Annotated in this window: 16 protein-coding genes; 4 read left to right on the top strand and 12 right to left on the bottom strand. The window is 62.5% G+C overall.

Annotated features, from left to right (window positions below; all coding sequences use genetic code 11):
- Positions 1-118: 118 nt before the first annotated feature.
- The 8 genes from era to rpoE all read right to left on the bottom strand — a co-directional run bounded on the left by era (position 119) and on the right by rpoE (position 8,513).
- Positions 119-1,021: a GTPase Era gene (gene era, locus ACIPZ5_RS26965; protein WP_016498176.1), complete on the bottom strand. Its 903-nt coding sequence runs from the start codon at positions 1,019-1,021 to the stop codon at positions 119-121.
- Entirely contained in the window at positions 1,014-1,703 is a 690-nt protein-coding gene (gene rnc / locus ACIPZ5_RS26960) for a ribonuclease III (RefSeq protein WP_027917873.1), read from the bottom strand. Before rnc ends, era begins: the two co-directional genes overlap by 8 nt.
- A 161-nt stretch (positions 1,704-1,864) precedes the next feature.
- On the bottom strand, positions 1,865-2,719 hold the full coding sequence (lepB, locus tag ACIPZ5_RS26955; protein ID WP_152954572.1) for a signal peptidase I: 855 nt from the start codon (positions 2,717-2,719) through the stop codon (positions 1,865-1,867).
- A 5-nt stretch (positions 2,720-2,724) separates the two neighbouring features.
- Positions 2,725-4,524 carry a translation elongation factor 4 gene (gene lepA, locus ACIPZ5_RS26950; protein ID WP_261941356.1) on the bottom strand — a complete coding sequence of 600 codons (1,800 nt, stop codon included), beginning with the start codon at positions 4,522-4,524 and terminating at the stop codon, positions 2,725-2,727.
- A gap of 182 nt (positions 4,525-4,706) precedes the next feature.
- A complete protein-coding gene (locus tag ACIPZ5_RS26945) occupies positions 4,707-6,143 on the bottom strand; it encodes a DegQ family serine endoprotease (protein WP_261941357.1) in 1,437 nt (478 codons plus the stop codon).
- A 188-nt stretch (positions 6,144-6,331) separates the two neighbouring features.
- Positions 6,332-7,297 (bottom strand): MucB/RseB C-terminal domain-containing protein, encoded by a 966-nt coding sequence (locus ACIPZ5_RS26940; RefSeq protein ID WP_400811580.1) that lies wholly within the window; start codon positions 7,295-7,297, stop codon positions 6,332-6,334.
- 12 nt (positions 7,298-7,309) lie between these two features.
- On the bottom strand, positions 7,310-7,900 hold the full coding sequence (locus tag ACIPZ5_RS26935) for an RseA family anti-sigma factor (RefSeq protein ID WP_343598680.1): 591 nt from the start codon (positions 7,898-7,900) through the stop codon (positions 7,310-7,312).
- A 31-nt stretch (positions 7,901-7,931) separates the two neighbouring features.
- Positions 7,932-8,513: an RNA polymerase sigma factor RpoE gene (gene rpoE / locus ACIPZ5_RS26930; protein ID WP_003252049.1), complete on the bottom strand. Its 582-nt coding sequence runs from the start codon at positions 8,511-8,513 to the stop codon at positions 7,932-7,934.
- A gap of 436 nt (positions 8,514-8,949) precedes the next feature.
- Between rpoE and nadB the strand changes: the two genes are divergently transcribed.
- Positions 8,950-10,554: an L-aspartate oxidase gene (nadB, locus tag ACIPZ5_RS26925; RefSeq protein WP_343598681.1), complete on the top strand. Its 1,605-nt coding sequence runs from the start codon at positions 8,950-8,952 to the stop codon at positions 10,552-10,554.
- Here nadB and ACIPZ5_RS26920 read toward each other — a convergent pair.
- Both ACIPZ5_RS26920 and ACIPZ5_RS26915 read right to left on the bottom strand, forming a co-directional pair.
- Positions 10,541-11,002 carry a protein YgfX gene (locus ACIPZ5_RS26920; protein ID WP_343598682.1) on the bottom strand — a complete coding sequence of 154 codons (462 nt, stop codon included), beginning with the start codon at positions 11,000-11,002 and terminating at the stop codon, positions 10,541-10,543. The two genes, nadB and ACIPZ5_RS26920, sit on opposite strands and share 14 nt — an antisense overlap.
- Positions 10,986-11,240 (bottom strand): succinate dehydrogenase assembly factor 2, encoded by a 255-nt coding sequence (locus ACIPZ5_RS26915; protein ID WP_008094993.1) that lies wholly within the window; start codon positions 11,238-11,240, stop codon positions 10,986-10,988. Before ACIPZ5_RS26915 ends, ACIPZ5_RS26920 begins: the two co-directional genes overlap by 17 nt.
- A 133-nt stretch (positions 11,241-11,373) precedes the next feature.
- Here ACIPZ5_RS26915 and ACIPZ5_RS26910 point away from each other — a divergent pair, with 133 nt between their 5' ends.
- Both ACIPZ5_RS26910 and ACIPZ5_RS26905 read left to right on the top strand, forming a co-directional pair.
- Positions 11,374-12,315, top strand: a complete 942-nt coding sequence (locus ACIPZ5_RS26910) for a YgfZ/GcvT domain-containing protein (RefSeq protein ID WP_400811575.1) — start codon at positions 11,374-11,376, stop codon at positions 12,313-12,315.
- A gap of 31 nt (positions 12,316-12,346) precedes the next feature.
- Complete coding sequence (locus ACIPZ5_RS26905; RefSeq protein ID WP_079226737.1) at positions 12,347-13,153, top strand: HDOD domain-containing protein; 807 nt, start codon at positions 12,347-12,349, stop codon at positions 13,151-13,153.
- A 214-nt stretch (positions 13,154-13,367) separates the two neighbouring features.
- Here the strand turns inward: ACIPZ5_RS26905 and ACIPZ5_RS26900 are convergent, their stop codons facing one another.
- Together ACIPZ5_RS26900 and ACIPZ5_RS26895 are read right to left on the bottom strand one after the other, a co-directional pair.
- Positions 13,368-14,747 (bottom strand): sensor histidine kinase, encoded by a 1,380-nt coding sequence (locus tag ACIPZ5_RS26900; RefSeq protein WP_400811572.1) that lies wholly within the window; start codon positions 14,745-14,747, stop codon positions 13,368-13,370.
- A complete protein-coding gene (locus ACIPZ5_RS26895) occupies positions 14,740-15,411 on the bottom strand; it encodes a response regulator (RefSeq protein ID WP_027594137.1) in 672 nt (223 codons plus the stop codon). Before ACIPZ5_RS26895 ends, ACIPZ5_RS26900 begins: the two co-directional genes overlap by 8 nt.
- Positions 15,412-15,611: 200 nt before the next feature.
- Here ACIPZ5_RS26895 and ACIPZ5_RS26890 point away from each other — a divergent pair, with 200 nt between their 5' ends.
- Positions 15,612-16,901 carry an OprD family porin gene (locus tag ACIPZ5_RS26890; protein WP_400811570.1) on the top strand — a complete coding sequence of 430 codons (1,290 nt, stop codon included), beginning with the start codon at positions 15,612-15,614 and terminating at the stop codon, positions 16,899-16,901.
- The last annotated feature ends 2 nt before the right edge of the window (positions 16,902-16,903 follow it).

The following is a 16,903-nucleotide window of genomic DNA, read 5'->3' as shown; positions in this document are numbered from 1 at the left end:
CCCCCCCCCCCCCCCCCCCCCCCCCCCCCCCCCCCCCCCCCCCCCCCCCCCCCCCCCCCCCCCCCCCCCCCCCCCCCCCCCCCCGCTCCCACAGGGTACGTCGATTGCTCAGGGTGAGTTAAAGGTCGCCGTAGCCCAGCGAACGCAGGGCGCGCTCGTCGTCGGACCAGCCGCCTTTGACCTTGACCCAGAGGTTGAGCATGACCTTGGAGTCGAACAGCACTTCCATGTCCTTGCGCGCTTCAGAGCCAATGCGCTTGATGCGCTCGCCCTTGTCACCAATGATGATTTTCTTCTGGCCATCACGCTCGACCAGGATCAGAGCATGGATGTGCAGCACATGGCCCTGCTGCTTGAACTCTTCGATTTCCACGGTGATCTGGTACGGCAGCTCCGCACCCAACTGGCGCATGATCTTCTCGCGCACCAGCTCAGCAGCGAGGAAGCGGCTGCTGCGGTCGGTGATCTGGTCTTCCGGGAAGAAGTGGTCGTTTTCCGGCAGGTGCTTGGCAATCTGGGCTTCCAGCGCTTCCAGATTGTGGCCCTGCTGCGCGGAAATCGGCATCACTTCAGCGTTCGGCAGCTGTTCCTGCAACCACTGCAGGTGCGGAATCAACTCGGCCTTCTCTTCCATGCGGTCGGTCTTGTTGACGGCGATGATCAGCGGGCCAGTCACGTACTGCACGCGCTCCAGCACCAGTTGGTCCTCGTCCGTCCACTTGGTGCGGTCGACCACGAAGATAACCACGTCAACGTCCTTCAGGGCCGCCGAAGCGTTACGGTTCATGTAACGGTTCAAGGCCTTGTCATTGGCCTTGTGCATGCCCGGGGTATCGACATAGATCGCCTGCACGTCACCCTCGGTCTTGATGCCGAGCATGTTGTGGCGGGTGGTCTGCGGCTTGCGCGAGGTGATCGCCAGCTTCTGGCCGAGGATGTGATTGAGCAGGGTCGACTTGCCCACGTTCGGGCGGCCGACGATGGCCACGTAACCGCAGCGGGTCGGGTTGTTATCAGTCATTGCCATTCTCCACGCCCAGGGCGATCAATGCAGCAGCGGCGGCGACCTGCTCGGCGATACGCCGGCTAACGCCCTGGCCACGGCTCTTGTTGTTCAGCAGCACCACTTCGCACTCGACGAAGAAGGTGCGGCAGTGCGGTTCGCCCTGGATGTCGACCACCTCGTAACGCGGCAGCTCGCAGCTGCGCGATTGCAGGAATTCCTGCAGGCGGGTTTTCGGATCCTTGTTGGTGTCGACCAGGGTCAGGCCTTCGAACTCGTCGGTCAGCCAGGCGAGCACACGCTCGCGCGCGGTCTGCATGTCCGCGTCCAGGTAGATGGCGCCGATCAGCGCTTCCAGGGCGTCGGCCAGGATCGACTCGCGGCGGAAGCCACCGCTCTTGAGTTCGCCCGAACCCAGGCGCAGGTAATCGCCCAGGTCGAAACCACGGGCCAGCCTGGCCAGGGTCTCGCCCTTGACCAGGCGGGCGCGCAGACGCGACAGCTGGCCTTCACGGGCCTGCGGGAAGCGCTCGAACAGCGCCTCGCCGGCAACGAAGTTGAGAATGGCGTCACCGAGGAACTCCAGGCGCTCGTTGTTGCGCCCGGCATAGCTGCGGTGAGTCAGGGCCAGCAGCATCTGCTCCTGGTTCTTGAAGGTATAGCCGAGCTTGCGCTCGAGACGGGCAAGGGAAGCACTCATGCAGCCACCCGTTGGTTGTTCAACGCGTTGTTCAAATCAACATCCTGAAAGACTGTTTGGCTGTGGTCCGTCGCGGCGAGCGGCGAATCTCTCGTTCCTTGAGAACACAGCCTATGTCAGAAATGCATTCGGCGCTGTCTGCAGGACAGCGCCGAAGGGTATCAATGGATCAGACCGACCCGCGACAGGTTGGGCAAGTGGCTGAGCTTGGGCTCGGGCCAGCTCATCCAGACCGCGAAGGCCTTGCCGACGATGTTCCGGTCCGGAACCATGCCGTGCAGCGCTTGAGGGATCTTCGGGTCATCCCAGTAACGGCTGTCGTTGGAGTTGTCGCGGTTGTCGCCCATCATGAAGTAATGGCCAGCCGGCACGGTCCATTGCTGGTCCGGCGGCATGCGATAACGGGTCATTTCCTTGCGGATCAGGTGCTCGGCTTCGCCGAGTTTTTCCTTGTACAGCTCGGCGCTGCCCAAGGTACCGGGTTCGGCGCCAACCAGCTGCTCGGCGATCGGCTGGCCGTTGACGAACAGCCGCTTGTCGCTGGTGTAGCTGATCTTGTCGCCCGGCAGGCCGACCACACGCTTGATGTAGTTGACGTTCGGGTCGCTCGGGTAGCGGAACACCATCACATCGCCGCGTTGCGGGTCACCGACCTCGATGACCTTCTTGTCGATCACCGGCAGACGGATGCCGTAGGAGAACTTGTTCACCAGGATGAAATCGCCCACTTCCAGGGTCGGTTTCATCGACCCCGAAGGGATCTGGAACGGCTCGACCAGGAACGAGCGCAGCACCAGCACGATGAACAGCACCGGGAAGAACGACTTGCCGTACTCGACCAGCAGCGGTTCTTTGCTCAGGCGCTCGACCACCGCCATTTCGGGCTGAGTGACGCTGCCCTGGTAGTTGGCGATCGCTGCCCGCCGGCGCGGAGCCAGGAACAGCAGATCGATCAAGCCCAGCAGACCGCAGACAAAGACGGCGATGACTAGCAACAGCGGGAAATTTAGCGACATAGGACCTAGCTATCCAACCTGAGCACGGCGAGGAAGGCTTCCTGTGGAATCTCCACGTTGCCCACCTGTTTCATGCGTTTCTTACCGGCCTTCTGCTTCTCCAGCAGTTTCTTCTTACGGCTGACGTCACCACCGTAGCACTTGGCCAGTACGTTCTTTCTGAGTGCCTTGACAGTCGTCCGCGCGATGATCTGGCCGCCGATGGCTGCCTGGATCGCCACGTCAAACATCTGCCGAGGGATCAGTTCTTTCATCTTCTCGGTCAACGCACGGCCTTTGTAGGCCGCGTTGTCGCGGTGCACGATCAATGCCAGGGCATCGACCTTGTCGCCGTTGATCAGTACGTCCAGCTTGACCAGGTTGGCCGACTGGTAGCGATCGAAATGATAGTCCAGCGAAGCATAGCCGCGGCTGGTCGATTTCAGGCGGTCGAAGAAGTCCAGTACCACTTCGTTCATCGGCAGGTCGTAGCGCACCTGCACCTGGCTGCCGAGGAACTGCATGTCGCGCTGCACGCCACGCTTCTCGATGCACAGGGTGATGACGTTGCCCAGGTGCTCCTGTGGCACCAGGATGGTCGCGGTAACGATCGGCTCGCGGAAATCGGCCACGGACGAGACATCCGGCAGCTTCGACGGGTTATCGACGACGATGGTCTCACCGGTCTTGAGTTCGAGCTCGTAGATCACGCTTGGCGCGGTGGTGATCAGGTCCAGGTCGTATTCGCGCTCCAGGCGCTCCTGGATGATCTCCATGTGCAGCATGCCGAGGAAGCCGCAGCGGAAGCCGAAGCCCAGGGCGTCGGAGCTTTCCGGCATGTATTGCAGCGACGAGTCGTTGAGGGTCAGCTTCTGCAGGGCATCGCGGAAGTCCTCGAAGTCGTCGGAGCTGACCGGGAACAGGCCGGCATAGACCTGTGGCTGGATCTTCTTGAAGCCTGGCAGCACCTCGACCTCAGGGGTCGTGGACAGGGTCAGGGTGTCACCCACCGGCGCACCGTGAATGTCCTTGATGCTGGCGATGATGAAGCCTACTTCACCGGCCTTGAGGTCGGCGGTCTGGGTGTGCTTCGGCGTGAAGACGCCGACGCTGTCGACCAGGTGCACCTTGCCGGTGGACTTGACCAGGATCTTGTCGCCTTTCTTGACACGGCCGTGGCGCACACGTACCAGCGAGACCACGCCCAGGTAGTTGTCGAACCAGGAATCGATGATCAGCGCCTGCAGTGGCGCTTCGATATCGCCTTCCGGCGCAGGGATGGTCTGCACCAGGCGCTCAAGCACCTCGTCCACGCCCATGCCGCTCTTGGCGCTGCAGGCCACGGCGTCAGTGGCATCGATGCCGATGATCTTCTCGATCTCGTCCTTCACGCGGTCCGGATCGGCCTGAGGCAGGTCCATCTTGTTCAAGACCGGCATGACCTCAAGGCCCTGCTCAATGGCGGTGTAGCAGTTGGCCACGGACTGGGCTTCGACGCCCTGGCCGGCATCCACCACCAGCAGCGCACCTTCACAGGCCGCCAGCGAACGGGAGACTTCGTAGGTGAAGTCGACGTGGCCGGGGGTGTCGATGAAGTTCAGCTGGTAGACCTTGCCGTCCTGCGCCTTGTAGTTGAGCGTGACGCTGTGGGCCTTGATGGTGATACCGCGTTCGCGCTCAAGGTCCATGGAGTCCAGTACCTGGGCTTCCATTTCGCGCGCCGACAGGCCACCGCACATTTGAATGAAACGGTCGGCCAGCGTCGACTTGCCATGGTCGATGTGGGCGATGATGGAGAAATTGCGGATATGACTCAAATCACTCACGGGTCAACACTCGGAAAAGGCTGCGAGCCGGACGCCCGCCGAAAAATAGCCGGGAATTGTACCTTAAGCTGCTGGGATATGGGAGATTCCTCTATCGGACTGTACACAGCATTCGCACCTGCAATTGTGAACTTTCATGAAAAAGGGCAGCCGAAGCTGCCCTTTCCTCCCCCTGAGCTCGCTTATTCAGCAAGTTTGAAGGTGATGAAGCTGGCACGCCCCTGACGTAGCACGCGCATCGACACCGAACGATTCTTCGGCAGGTCCTTGGCGATTTCGGTGAATTGCTTGGCCGAGGCGACCGCCTGGTTGTTCAGGTGGCTGATCACGTCGCCCGGGCGCAGCCCGATCATCGCGGCCGGGCCGTCCTGGACTTCCTTGATGACCACGCCACCCTTGAGCTCCAGGGTTTTCTTCTGTTCTGCGGTCAGGTCCGATACAGACACGCCCAGGCGGTTGCTGTTGCGCTCGGCGCTGCCTTCAGGGCTGCTACCGGCAGCGATGTCGGCATCGTCATCGGGCATCGGGCCGACGGCAACGTCCAGGGTCTGGCGCTTGCCGTTGCGGATGATCTCGAGCTTGGCCTTCTCGCCGTCCTTCAGGCTGCCGACCAGGTGTGGCAGGTCAGCCGACATGACGATCGGCTGACCGTTCATGCTCAGGATCACGTCGCCCACCTGCAGGCCACCCTTGGCTGCCGGGCCATTTTCCAGCACCTGCGCGACCAGGGCACCCGCCGGCTTGTCGAGGCCGAACGATTCCGCCAGGTCCTTGTTGACCTCCTGAATAACTACGCCCAGCCAGCCGCGGCTGACCTTGCCGTCTTTCTTCAGCTGGTTGGACACATCGATGGCCACATCGATCGGGATGGCGAAGGACAGGCCCATGAAACCGCCGGAGCGGGTGAAGATCTGCGAGTTGATACCCACCACTTCGCCCTTCATGTTGAACAGCGGGCCGCCGGAGTTACCCGGGTTGATGGCCACGTCGGTCTGGATGAACGGCACATAGGTGTCGTTGGGCAGGGTCCGGCCCTTGGCGCTGACGATACCTTTGGTCACCGAATGGTCGAAGCCGAACGGCGAACCGATGGCCAGCACCCACTCTCCGACCTTGAGCTTCTCGGAGTCACCCAGCTTGACGGTCGGCAGGTTCTTGCCCTCGACCTTGAGCAAGGCCACGTCGGTACGTGGGTCGGTGCCGATCAGCTTGGCCTGCAGCTCGCTGCGGTCCGACAGGCGGACGATGATCTCGTCGGCATCGGCAACCACGTGGTTGTTGGTCAGTACATAGCCATCACTGGAAATGATGAAGCCCGAACCCAGCGACATGGCCTCGCGCTGGCGATCACCGCGCGGCGAACGCGGCTGCTGTGGCATGTTGCGCTCGAAGAACTCACGGAACATCGGCGGCAGGCCTTCGAGGTCCGGCATCTGGCCGGAGGCGAGGCGGTCCGGCAACTTCTGCTTGGTGCTGATGTTGACCACCGCCGGCGAGGCCTGCTCGACCAGGGTGGTGAAGTCCGGCAGGGCTTCATCGGCCTGGGCGCTGAGCACCTGGCCGAGCATAAGCACGGCGGCGAACATCGTTAGGTAGGATTTCAAGCGTGGTATTGACATACGGCTCCCGTCACAACGAGCGGTAGTTGGAAATAGCCCTGCCCAAAGCAGGAAAGGCCAGACTCCTATGAAGCCTGACCTATAGAAAATTTGCCGAAGGATTGCAAATGACAATGCTTTAATTTCATTTCAGGCGCATGTCCGTTTGCCTGCGCATTGCCCTGGTGCCGGACCGGAAAAGCGCGCCATCACTGGCGCGCCTGGGCATCCTGAGGGCGCATCGACAGCGCGACACGTTCTGCCGTACCCAGCGGAATCTCGCCGACCACGGTGACTTGCACCTTGCCCTTGGGCGTATTCAGGCGCCGTGAAACGGCCGAGGTCGGACCAAGCTGGGTGCGCACATCGGCACCGGCATCATCCTTCACGGGTTCGAGGAACACCGAGAAACGGGCCAGTCCATCGTCATACATCAGGCTGCTTATCGAGCTGTTGTGCTCAGGATCGCGGCGCACCGTACTGTTGATCAGTTCGAAACCCGGCGGCAGCCAGTCCGACCGCCAGCCGGCGACGGCTTCGCTTGCAGCACTGGCCACATGCTCAACCGGTTTGCACGTGGCACGTGCACGCATCGCCTCGTCACTGGGCACAGCGTCAGTATTTAGCTGGATCATCTGGAAGCGTTCGAGCAACTGCCCCTTGTCATTGAGCATCAATGAACGCAGAGGCAGGCCGGTCTGGCGATCCAGATGAAGTTCGAATGCATAGCGATGCTGATCGCGGGGAGTCAGCGTGACGATCACGGCATCACGGTCTGCGACCCGTGCCTTGCCCGCCACACTCAGGTCATACCAACCCATCAGCTTGAGGGGATCAAGCGTTCGCGGCGCAGAATCCGGCGGACTACCAACGCCACTGGCCAGGCCGCCACTGACACACTGCACCTTGCCATCCACGCGCAGCACTTCCTGGGCCAGGCCATCAAGCTGCAGTAGCCGCTCGCTGACCTTGCCGTCCTGAACGCGATGCCAGATATCGTGGGAAGAGAAGCTGCCGTTACGTTCGTAGACGAAGGAGCCCTGGTAACTCTGCTTCTGCTCGGCCTGTGCCAGCTTGTTCAACCACTCGCTCGCCTCAGGCGAAGAATTGGCTGCCAATGCTGGCACCGTCATGCAGCTGCCTATCAGCAGCGACAGGAGAGGTAGCGCGCGCATGATCCTCCTTACTTAGCGGTTTTCCAGGCTGGCGGCGCGGGCATACGGCAGGGCGCTTTCAGTGCCCTTGAGCGCGGATTCCTGCGCATGCTGGCGCAGATAACCTGGCAGACGCTGATCCCAGCCGGCCTGGTTCTGCAGCACGCCGTTGGCCATAGGCCCGGTCGGTTGCTCACTGCTTTCACTATAGCCTGCCAAAACCGCGGGGCCCTGACTTTGTGGCATGCTCAGGCCTTGCTGCGCAGGCTGCTGAGCAGCCAGTTCGGCACCGGTAATTTCGTCCTGGTTGTACATGCGCACGCCAGCCAGCACCGCTACGGTGACCGAGGCAGCAACGGCCAGGCGGCCAATGCTGCGCCACGGGCCATGCTTTACCTTGGCCGGCACGGCTTCATCAGCCAGCGCGGCGGAGACCGCCGAGGCGATATCCAGCTTGGGCAGCAACAATTCCTTGTGCATCGCTGCGCGGGCTACCTGGTAACGCGACCAGGTGGCACGGGTTTCGGCATCGTCGACGGCGTTCAACACCCGACGTAATTCCAGTTCGTCCGCTTCGTTATCCATCACCGCGGACAGCGATTCCTGCAAAGCTTCACGACTCATGGCGGTTCCTCTCTTGGCTGTCGCCGCTGTCTCAGGTTTCCTGCAACAACGGCTGCAGGGCTTTGTCTATGGCCTCCCGAGCGCGGAAGATTCGAGAGCGCACGGTACCCACCGGACATTGCATGACGCTGGCAATGTCTTCGTAACTCAACCCGTCGAATTCACGCAGGGTCAAAGCCGTGCGCAAATCTTCGGGCAGTTGCTGGATGGTGCGATGGACAGTGCCTTCGATTTCATCCCGCAACAACGAGCGCTCTGGGGACTCGAGATCCTTGAGACCATGATCGCCGTCGTAAAACTCCGCATCCTCGGAGCTCACATCGCTGTCTGGTGGCCGTCTTCCACGGGACACCAGGTAGTTCTTCGCCGTGTTGATGGCGATGCGGTACAGCCAGGTATAAAACGCACTGTCACCGCGGAAATTGCCAAGCGCACGGTAGGCCTTGATAAAGGCTTCCTGTGCCACATCCTGGGCCTCGTGGGTGTCGTGAACGAACCGCACGATCAACCCTAGAATCTTGTGCTGATACTTCAGCACCAACAGATCGAACGCTCGCCTGTCTCCGCGCTGCACGCGCTCGACAAGCTGCTGATCCTCTTCCTGGGTTAGCATGAACACTCCTCAGTGAACTCGAAGGAGCGTTGCAACAGCCTTTGTTCAGGCTTGCAACCATAGACTCGGGCTTTACGCAAAAGTTCTCCCCTCCAAGCAAGTTTCCTGCGGCCCTTGGTCGGCTCGCACGGAAGACGCGGCACGGTCACGGCCCGCTGCGTCGATAATCAGGTTTCGAATACGCAGGGTGTCAGCCCGAATAGAGCTGCCGCCTCGCGTCGCCGCGGCAAATGGTGGCGTGCGGACAGCCTTCATAGGATTTCCGGCCGTGTCGGAAAGTTCCCGGAAAGATTGACGCAACGTCCTTACTGGCATGGAAATTGGCTACCGCAGGCTGCTATAAAGGCAGCCCGGCCAGCATTCACGATAGTTTCACATTGCCATCTGCACGTGACTATTGTGCCGCGCCCTTTCCAAAGATTACTAGTGTCCCGACATGAGCCAACAATTCCAACATGATGTCCTGGTGATCGGCAGCGGCGCAGCCGGTCTCAGCCTGGCACTTAACCTTCCCGGCCACCTGCGCATTGCCGTGCTGAGCAAGGGTGACCTGGCCAACGGTTCGACTTTCTGGGCCCAGGGTGGGGTCGCCGCCGTTCTCGACGACACCGACACCGTACAGTCGCATGTCGAGGACACCCTCAATGCCGGTGGCGGCCTGTGCAACGAGGAAGCTGTGCGATTTACCGTGGAGCACAGCCGCGAAGCCATCGAATGGCTGATCGAACAAGGTGTGCCTTTTACCCGCGACGAACACTACAGCGTCGATGATGGCGGTTTCGAATTCCACCTGACCCGCGAAGGTGGCCACAGCCATCGGCGCATCATCCATGCCGCCGACGCCACCGGCGCGGCGATTTTCACCACCTTGCTGGAGCAAGCCCGCAAGCGCCCGAACATCGAGTTGCTGGAGCAGCGCGTGGCGGTCGACCTGATCACCGAACGCCGCCTTGGCCTGGCGGGTGATCGCTGCCTGGGCGCCTACGTACTGAACCGTAACAGCGGAGAAGTCGACACCTTCGGCGCCCGTTTCACCGTGCTGGCCACCGGCGGCGCGGCCAAGGTCTACCTCTACACCAGCAACCCCGACGGCGCCTGCGGTGATGGCATTGCCATGGCCTGGCGCGCTGGCTGCCGGGTGGCGAACCTGGAATTCAACCAGTTCCACCCGACCTGCCTGTATCACCCGCAGGCCAAGAGCTTCCTGATCACCGAAGCCTTGCGTGGCGAAGGGGCGTTACTGCGCCTGCCCAACGGCGAGCGCTTCATGCCGCGTTTCGACCCGCGAGAAGAGCTGGCCCCGCGCGACATCGTCGCCCGCGCCATCGACCACGAAATGAAGCGCCTGGGCGTCGATTGCGTCTACCTCGACATCACCCACAAGCCGGCCGATTTCATCAAGAACCACTTCCCGACCGTCTACGAGCGCTGCCTGGCCTTCGGCATCGACATTACCCGCCAGCCGATCCCGGTGGTTCCAGCGGCCCACTACACCTGTGGCGGGGTCGTGGTCGATGATCGCGGCCATACCGATGTCCCCGGCCTGTACGCTATCGGCGAAACCAGCTTCACCGGCCTGCATGGTGCCAACCGCATGGCAAGCAATTCGCTGCTGGAGTGCTTCGTCTATGGTCGCGCCGCCGCCGCGGACATCGAGGCGCATCTGGAGCAGATCGCCATGCCCAAGGCCCTGCCCTGCTGGGACGCCAGCCAGGTGACCGATTCGGACGAAGACGTGATCATCGCGCACAACTGGGACGAGTTGCGGCGTTTCATGTGGGACTATGTGGGCATCGTGCGTACCAGCAAGCGCCTGCAGCGCGCCGAACATCGCGTTCGCCTGCTGCTCGACGAAATCGACGAGTTCTACAGCAACTACAAGGTCAGCCGCGACTTGATCGAGCTGCGCAACCTGGCCCAGGTGGCGGAGCTGATGATCCGCTCGGCGATGCAGCGCAAGGAAAGCCGTGGCCTGCATTACACCCTGGATTATCCGGGGATGCTGCCCGAGGCCAAGGACACCATCCTCAGCCCGGCCTGAAACAGGCGTCGAACCGGCGCCGGCTGAACTTGAGCCTCACCCGCAAGCGCCGATGCGGATCTGCCCCCAGGGCGTCCCGAGGTACGCACTGGCTCTCACCAAGCCAGTGCCCTGCCCTGACGAACCGCAACACCACCAACCCCGGCAGCGCCACACTGTCCCGACACAAGCGCACCGGCTGCCAGCCCAGCGCCCGGCTGAACACGCGCCAGCCCAACGCATCTCGGCGCAGACCGGTAACGGCACGGGGATCAGTCAGCAGGATACGACGGGGGATGGCCCAGCAGGCGTGAGCAATGCAAGCGGCAAGCAGACAAAGGCCAAGCCACCAGGGCAGCACGCTCAGCCACAAGACCTGCAGGGCCAGCACCTGGCAAACCAGATAGGCCGCCAGCAACAGGCGCGAGCCCTGCCAGCGGCACTCGAAACACTCACTTGGGCTGGACACGATCCAGAATGATGCGAACCATACGCTGCAGCTCCGGGTCTTCCGACTCGGTACGCTCCATGAACCAGCCGAACATGTCCTGATCTTCACAGCTCAACAGGCGGACATAAAGTTCGCGGTCGGCTTCGCTCAGGGTCGGGTAGACCTCCTGGGTGAATGGCACCAGCAGTACGTCCAGTTCCAGCATGCCGCGGCGGCTGTGCCAGAAAAGCCGGTTGAGTTCAGTTTGTTCGACCATGGGGCCCTCCTCGAATGGTCGCGCAGTATACCGCGCAGTGAACGAAGCGGCACAGGGCGTTGGTCTAGTCACCTACCTATTTTGTTACTGGCGTTCTATGATGGCCGCCAGTCTTTAGCCACCGCGATGACCCATGGCCGATTCCGCTTTCTTCAGCCCCCTGTCCCACGAGGGCATCCTCGCCGTCCGCGGCTCCGACGCCGGCAAGTTCCTGCAGGGTCAGCTGACCTGCAACATCAACTACCTCAGCACCGAGCACGCCAGCCTCGGCGCCCGCTGCATGGTCAAGGGGCGCATGCAGTCGAGCTTCCGCATCCTGCCCGAGGGCAATGGCTACCTGCTGGCCATGGCCAGCGAGTTGCTGGAGCTGCAACTGGCCGACCTGAAAAAGTACGCCGTGTTCTCCAAGGCCACGCTCACCGACGAGAGTGCGGCCTGGGCACGCTTCGGCCTGCAAGGCGGCGGTGCCGCGCTGCAGGCGCTGGGGCTGGACGTTGCGACAACAGCGGGTAGTACCGTGCGCCATGACGGCCTGATCGCCATTGCCGTCTCGGCTGACCGCAGCGAACTCTGGGTACCGGCAGACAAGGCCGCCAGCGTTCGCCAACAGCTGGCCGCCACGCTGCCCGAGGGCAACCTCAATGATTGGCTGCTTGGGCAGGTTCGCGCTGGCATCGGCCAGGTCATGGGCCCGACCCGTGAGCTGTTCATCCCGCAGATGATCAACCTGCAGGCAGTCGATGGCGTGAGCTTCAAGAAAGGCTGCTACACCGGCCAGGAAATCGTCGCGCGCATGCAGTACCTGGGCAAGCTCAAGCGTCGTCAGTATCGGTTGGCGCTCGACCTGCAGGATATTCCAGCCCCAGGCACTGAAATTTTCTCGCCAACCCATAGCTCATCGGTAGGTGAAGTGGTCATTGCCGCCGGCAGCGGCCAGGGCTGCGAGCTGCTCGCGGTACTGAGTGCCGAGTCGGTGGAGGACGACAACCTGCACCTGGGCAGCCCGGAAGGCCCGCGCCTGCAGGTGTTGACCCTGCCGTACGAGCTGGACCGCGACCGGGAAATCCAGCGCTGAACAGTGCACCACCCTTGCCGTTGAGACGTTCATGAACAAGCTGGCCGAGATGGTTCAAGCGCAATTGCTCGCTGCCATCGACAACGATGACCTGGTCCTGCCAACCCTGCCCGAGGTTGCCCTGAGCATTCGCGAGGCGGCTGAAGACAGCGAAATCAGCGTTGCCGCCCTGAGCAAGGTGATTGGCCGTGACGCTGCCCTGTCGGCGCGCCTGATCAAGGTGGTCAACAGCCCGCTGCTGCGCGCAGCGGTCGAAGTCACCGACCTGCACACGGCCATCACCCGCCTGGGCATCAACTACAGCTGCAACTTGGCCATCGGCCTGGTAATCGAACAGATCTTCCATGCCCGCTCGTCTGCAGTTGAACAAAAATTGCGTGATATCTGGTCGAACAGCCTTGAAGTGGCAGGCATCAGTTATGAACTGTGCCGTCGCTATACGCAACTGAAACCCGACCAGGCGACGCTCGGCGGGCTGGTCAACCAGATCGGTGCACTGCCGGTGCTGATCTACGCTGAAGAGCACAACGAGCTGCTGTCCGACCCGGTCTGCTTGCACTATGTGATCGAGCAGATCCAGCCGGTGCTGGGGGACAAGATTCTCTCGTCGTGGGAGTTTCCCGAGCAGTTGGTCAACCTGCCGAGCCAGGTGCAGGACCTGGACCGTCGAACTGACAAGGTCGACTACATCGATGTGGTGCAGATTGCCAAGTGCCTGAGCCAGCGCGGGCGCAGCAGGCCATTGCCAGCGTTGCCGGCCTATCGGCACCTGGGCCTGCCGTATGGCACCGAACTGGAGATTGCCGAGTTGCTGGAAGCGCGGAGCATGCTGCGCTGATTTGTGCCGCCAGTGCCGGCCTCTTCGCGGGCAAGCCCGCTCCCACAGGGGTCACGCCAACTCTTCAAAATTGAACAAGACAGCTGCTCCCCCAGGGCTGCACTGGCCTGGGTAAGTGCAGTACTTGCTGACTCAGGTTCTGCACTGCCCTCAAGGTAAGTGCAGAACCTGTGGGAGCGGGCTTGCCCGCGAAGAGGCCGGGACAGGCAACCAATCAGTCGGCGATGAAGCTGACCCGAACCTTCAACCCGCCCTTCTCGCCATCATGCAGGCTGATCTGCGCCAGGTGCGCCCGGCAGATTTCGCCGACGATTGCCAACCCCAGCCCACTGCCCTGCACACCCCGCCGGTAGAACCGCTCGAACACCCGCTCGCGCTCATCTTCGGGGATTCCTGGCCCATCGTCTTCGACCTCCAGAACCGCCGGGGCCAGCACCCGCAAAATCACATTACCGCCTGCCGGCGTGTGCGCCAGCGCATTGTCCACCAGGTTGCTGAGCAGTTCGTTGAGCAACGTCGGCTCCCCCTTCAACCACACCTGTGCCTCGGCCTCCAGCGCCAAGGCTACGCCCCGGTTGTATGCCAATGGCGCCATGGCCATACCCAGCTCACGGGCCAGCTGACTCAGGTCCAGGCGCTGGGCACCGCCCTCGGCAATCGCCCTTGCTCCGTTTTCAACCCGCGCCAGCGACAGCAACTGATTGGCCAGATGGGTCAGGCGATCAGTACCTTGCGCTGCGGACTCCAGGGTTTGCCGCCATTCTTCGGGCTGCTGCGAACGCAACCCCAACTCGACCCGTGCCTTCAGCGCCGCCAGCGGCGTACGCAGTTCGTGGGCAGCTTCAGCAATGAACTGCGCCTGGCGTTCGAACTGCCCGCGCAAGCGTTCGGTGAAGTGGTTCAAGGCACGCACCAGCGGGCTCAGCTCGCGTTGCACCTGCACCACCGGCAGTGCCCGCAGGTCATCCGACTGGCGCTCCTCAACCGCCGTGCGCAGGCGCTCCAGCGGGCGCAGTGCCGCGCTCACCGCGAACCACACCATGACCAGTGCACCCAACGCCAGCATGCCAAGACGCAGCAACGTATCGGCCATCAGCCCGCGAGCCATGCGCACCCGCGCCTCTTCAGTCTCGGCCACGCGAATTTCCGCCATGCCGTTCATGTTCGGCTCGCTCACCGCCTTCAACAAGCTGACCACACGTACATCCTGGCCAAGGTAGGTGGCGTCGTAGAAGCGCGCCAATGCCGGATAGTCGTCGGTGCGCGGGGTGCCGGGTGGCGGGGGCGGCAGGTGCTCGTAGCCGGAAATCAGTTTCTGGTTGATGTCCAGCACCTGGTAGTAGATACGCCCGGCGCTGTCGTAGGCGAAGGTGTCCAACGCCACGTAGGGCACATCGGCGCTGAGGCTGCCATCGCGTTGCGACAACCCGGCGGCGATGGTCCGCGCCGACGCCAGCAAGGTACGGTCATAGGCTGTATCGGCCGCTTCGCGACCGTTCCAGTAGGCGCTCAGGCCACTGGCCAGCATCAGCACCACCAGCAGCAGCGCCAGGTTGCCCAGCAGCCGCCCACGCAAGCTGCCATTGTCACGCATCGCGGTGCTCGAGCAGATAACCCAGGCCACGGAAGGTGACGATGGCGACCGGGTGGCCATCGAGCTTCTTGCGCAGGCGATGGATGTAGATTTCAATGGCGTCGGGGCTGGCCTCTTCATCCAGGCCGAACACCTGGGCAGCCAGCTGTTCCTTGCTCATCACCCGGCCTGGGCGGGCGATCAACGCCTCGAGCACGCTCTGTTCGCGCGAGGTCAAGGTCAGGTTGTCCTCGCCAAGGCTGAAGCGACGGGTGTCCAGGTCGTATACCAGTGGCCCGCAGCGCTGCTGGCGTTCGCCACCGAGCACACTGCGCCTGAGCAAGGCCTTCACCCGCGCTTCCAGTTCGGTCAGCTCAAAGGGCTTGGCCAGGTAATCATCGGCGCCAAGGTTCAGGCCATGGACCCGGTCCTTCACATCGCTGCGCGCGGTAAGCATCAGCACCGGCAAGGTCTTGCCACGGCCGCGCAGGCGCGCCAGCACCTCGAAACCGTCCATGCGCGGCAGGCCCACATCGAGCACCGCAACGGCGTATTCCTCGCTGGCCAGGGCCAGGTCGGCAGCCACGCCATCATGCAATACATCCACGGTCAGGCCGTGACTTTTCAGGGCCTGGGCCACGCTTTCGGCCAGTTGCAGATGGTCTTCGACCAGCAGCACACGCATCGGATTCTCCCTGCTCGGGTGGGACGGTGGCGCGGAGTGTACCGCCGTCGGCAAGCCTGTGAAGCCCCTCGGCACAAACCTTTCACGCTGAAAGGTTAGCGAAAGGTTCGTTGCCTAGCATCGCACCACGGTCGCCCCACGCGCCGAAAAAAGCACCAGCAAGGTGCAACGAATAAGAACAAAAAAACGGAGTCATCCCGATGCTGTCATCGCAGCCTCAGGCGTTCGCGCCTAGCCGTTCCCTGTCCGCACGCCCTTCTGCCATCGCCAGTGCCCTTGCACTTGCCGGTGTCGCCCCGCTGAGCCAGGCCGCCTTCTTCGAAGACAGCACGGCGACCTTCGAAACCCGCAACATGTACTTCAATCGCGACTTCCGCGACGGCACCAGCGCGCAGCAATCCAAGCGCGACGAATGGGCCCAGGGCTTCATGCTCAACTTCGAGTCCGGTTACACCGATGGCCCCGTGGGTTTCGGCCTGGATGCGCTGGGCATGCTGGGCATCAAGCTCGACTCCAGCCCCGACCGCACCGACACCGGCCTGCTGCCGACCCACGATGACGGCAAGGCCGCCGACGAGTATTCCAAGCTCGGCCTGACCGGCAAGGTGAAAGTGTCGAAGACCGAACTGAAGATCGGCAGCCTGATCCCTGAACTGCCGACCCTGCAGCCCAACGACGGCCGCATCCTGCCGCAAACGTTCGAGGGCGGCCTGCTGACCTCACAGGAAATCAAGGGCCTGACCTTCACCGGCGCGCGCCTGGACAAGGCCAAGGACCGCAACGACACCAACTGGGAAGACCTGGCCCTCAACAACAAGAACGGCCGTTTCGGGGGCACCTTCAGCGCCGACAATCTCGACCTGGCTGGCCTGGACTACAAATTCACCGACCGCATCACCGGCAGCTATCACTTCGCCCAGCTCGATGATATCTACCGTCAGCACTTCGTCGGCATGCTCGCCACCCAACCGTGGGGCCCAGGCACCTTTGGCGCCGACGTGCGCCTGGCGATCAGCGACGATGCGGGCGCCGCCAAGGCCGGGCGCATCGACAACACCACCTTCAACACGATGCTCAGCTACAGCCTGGGCGGGCACAAGGTCAGCGCCGCCTGGCAGCAGCTGTCGGGTGACAGCGCCTTCCCCTACATCGATGGCGCCGACCCGTACCTGGTCAACTTCGTCCAGATCAACGACTTCGCAGGTGCCGACGAGCGTTCCTGGCAAGCGCGCTACGACTACAACTTCGCCGCCCTCGGCATCCCCGGCCTGACCTTCATGACCCGCTACATCAACGGCGACAACGTCAGCCGTGCCGCCGGTGGCGAGGGCAAGGAGTGGGAACGCAACACCGAACTCAAGTACGTGGTACAAAGCGGCCCGTTGAAGAACGTCGCCGTGCGCCTGCGCAACGCCACCTTCCGCTCCAACTTCGCCCGCGATGCCGACGAAGTGCGGTTGCTGGTGAGCTACAGCGTCGCGCTGTGGTAACC

It is taken from the genome of Pseudomonas sp. NPDC089428 (genome assembly GCF_044749325.1).
Taxonomy (GTDB): Bacteria; Pseudomonadota; Gammaproteobacteria; order Pseudomonadales; family Pseudomonadaceae; genus Aquipseudomonas.
Note: the sequence above shows the minus strand (reverse complement) of the source record. Positions and strands in the feature narration are given on the sequence as shown.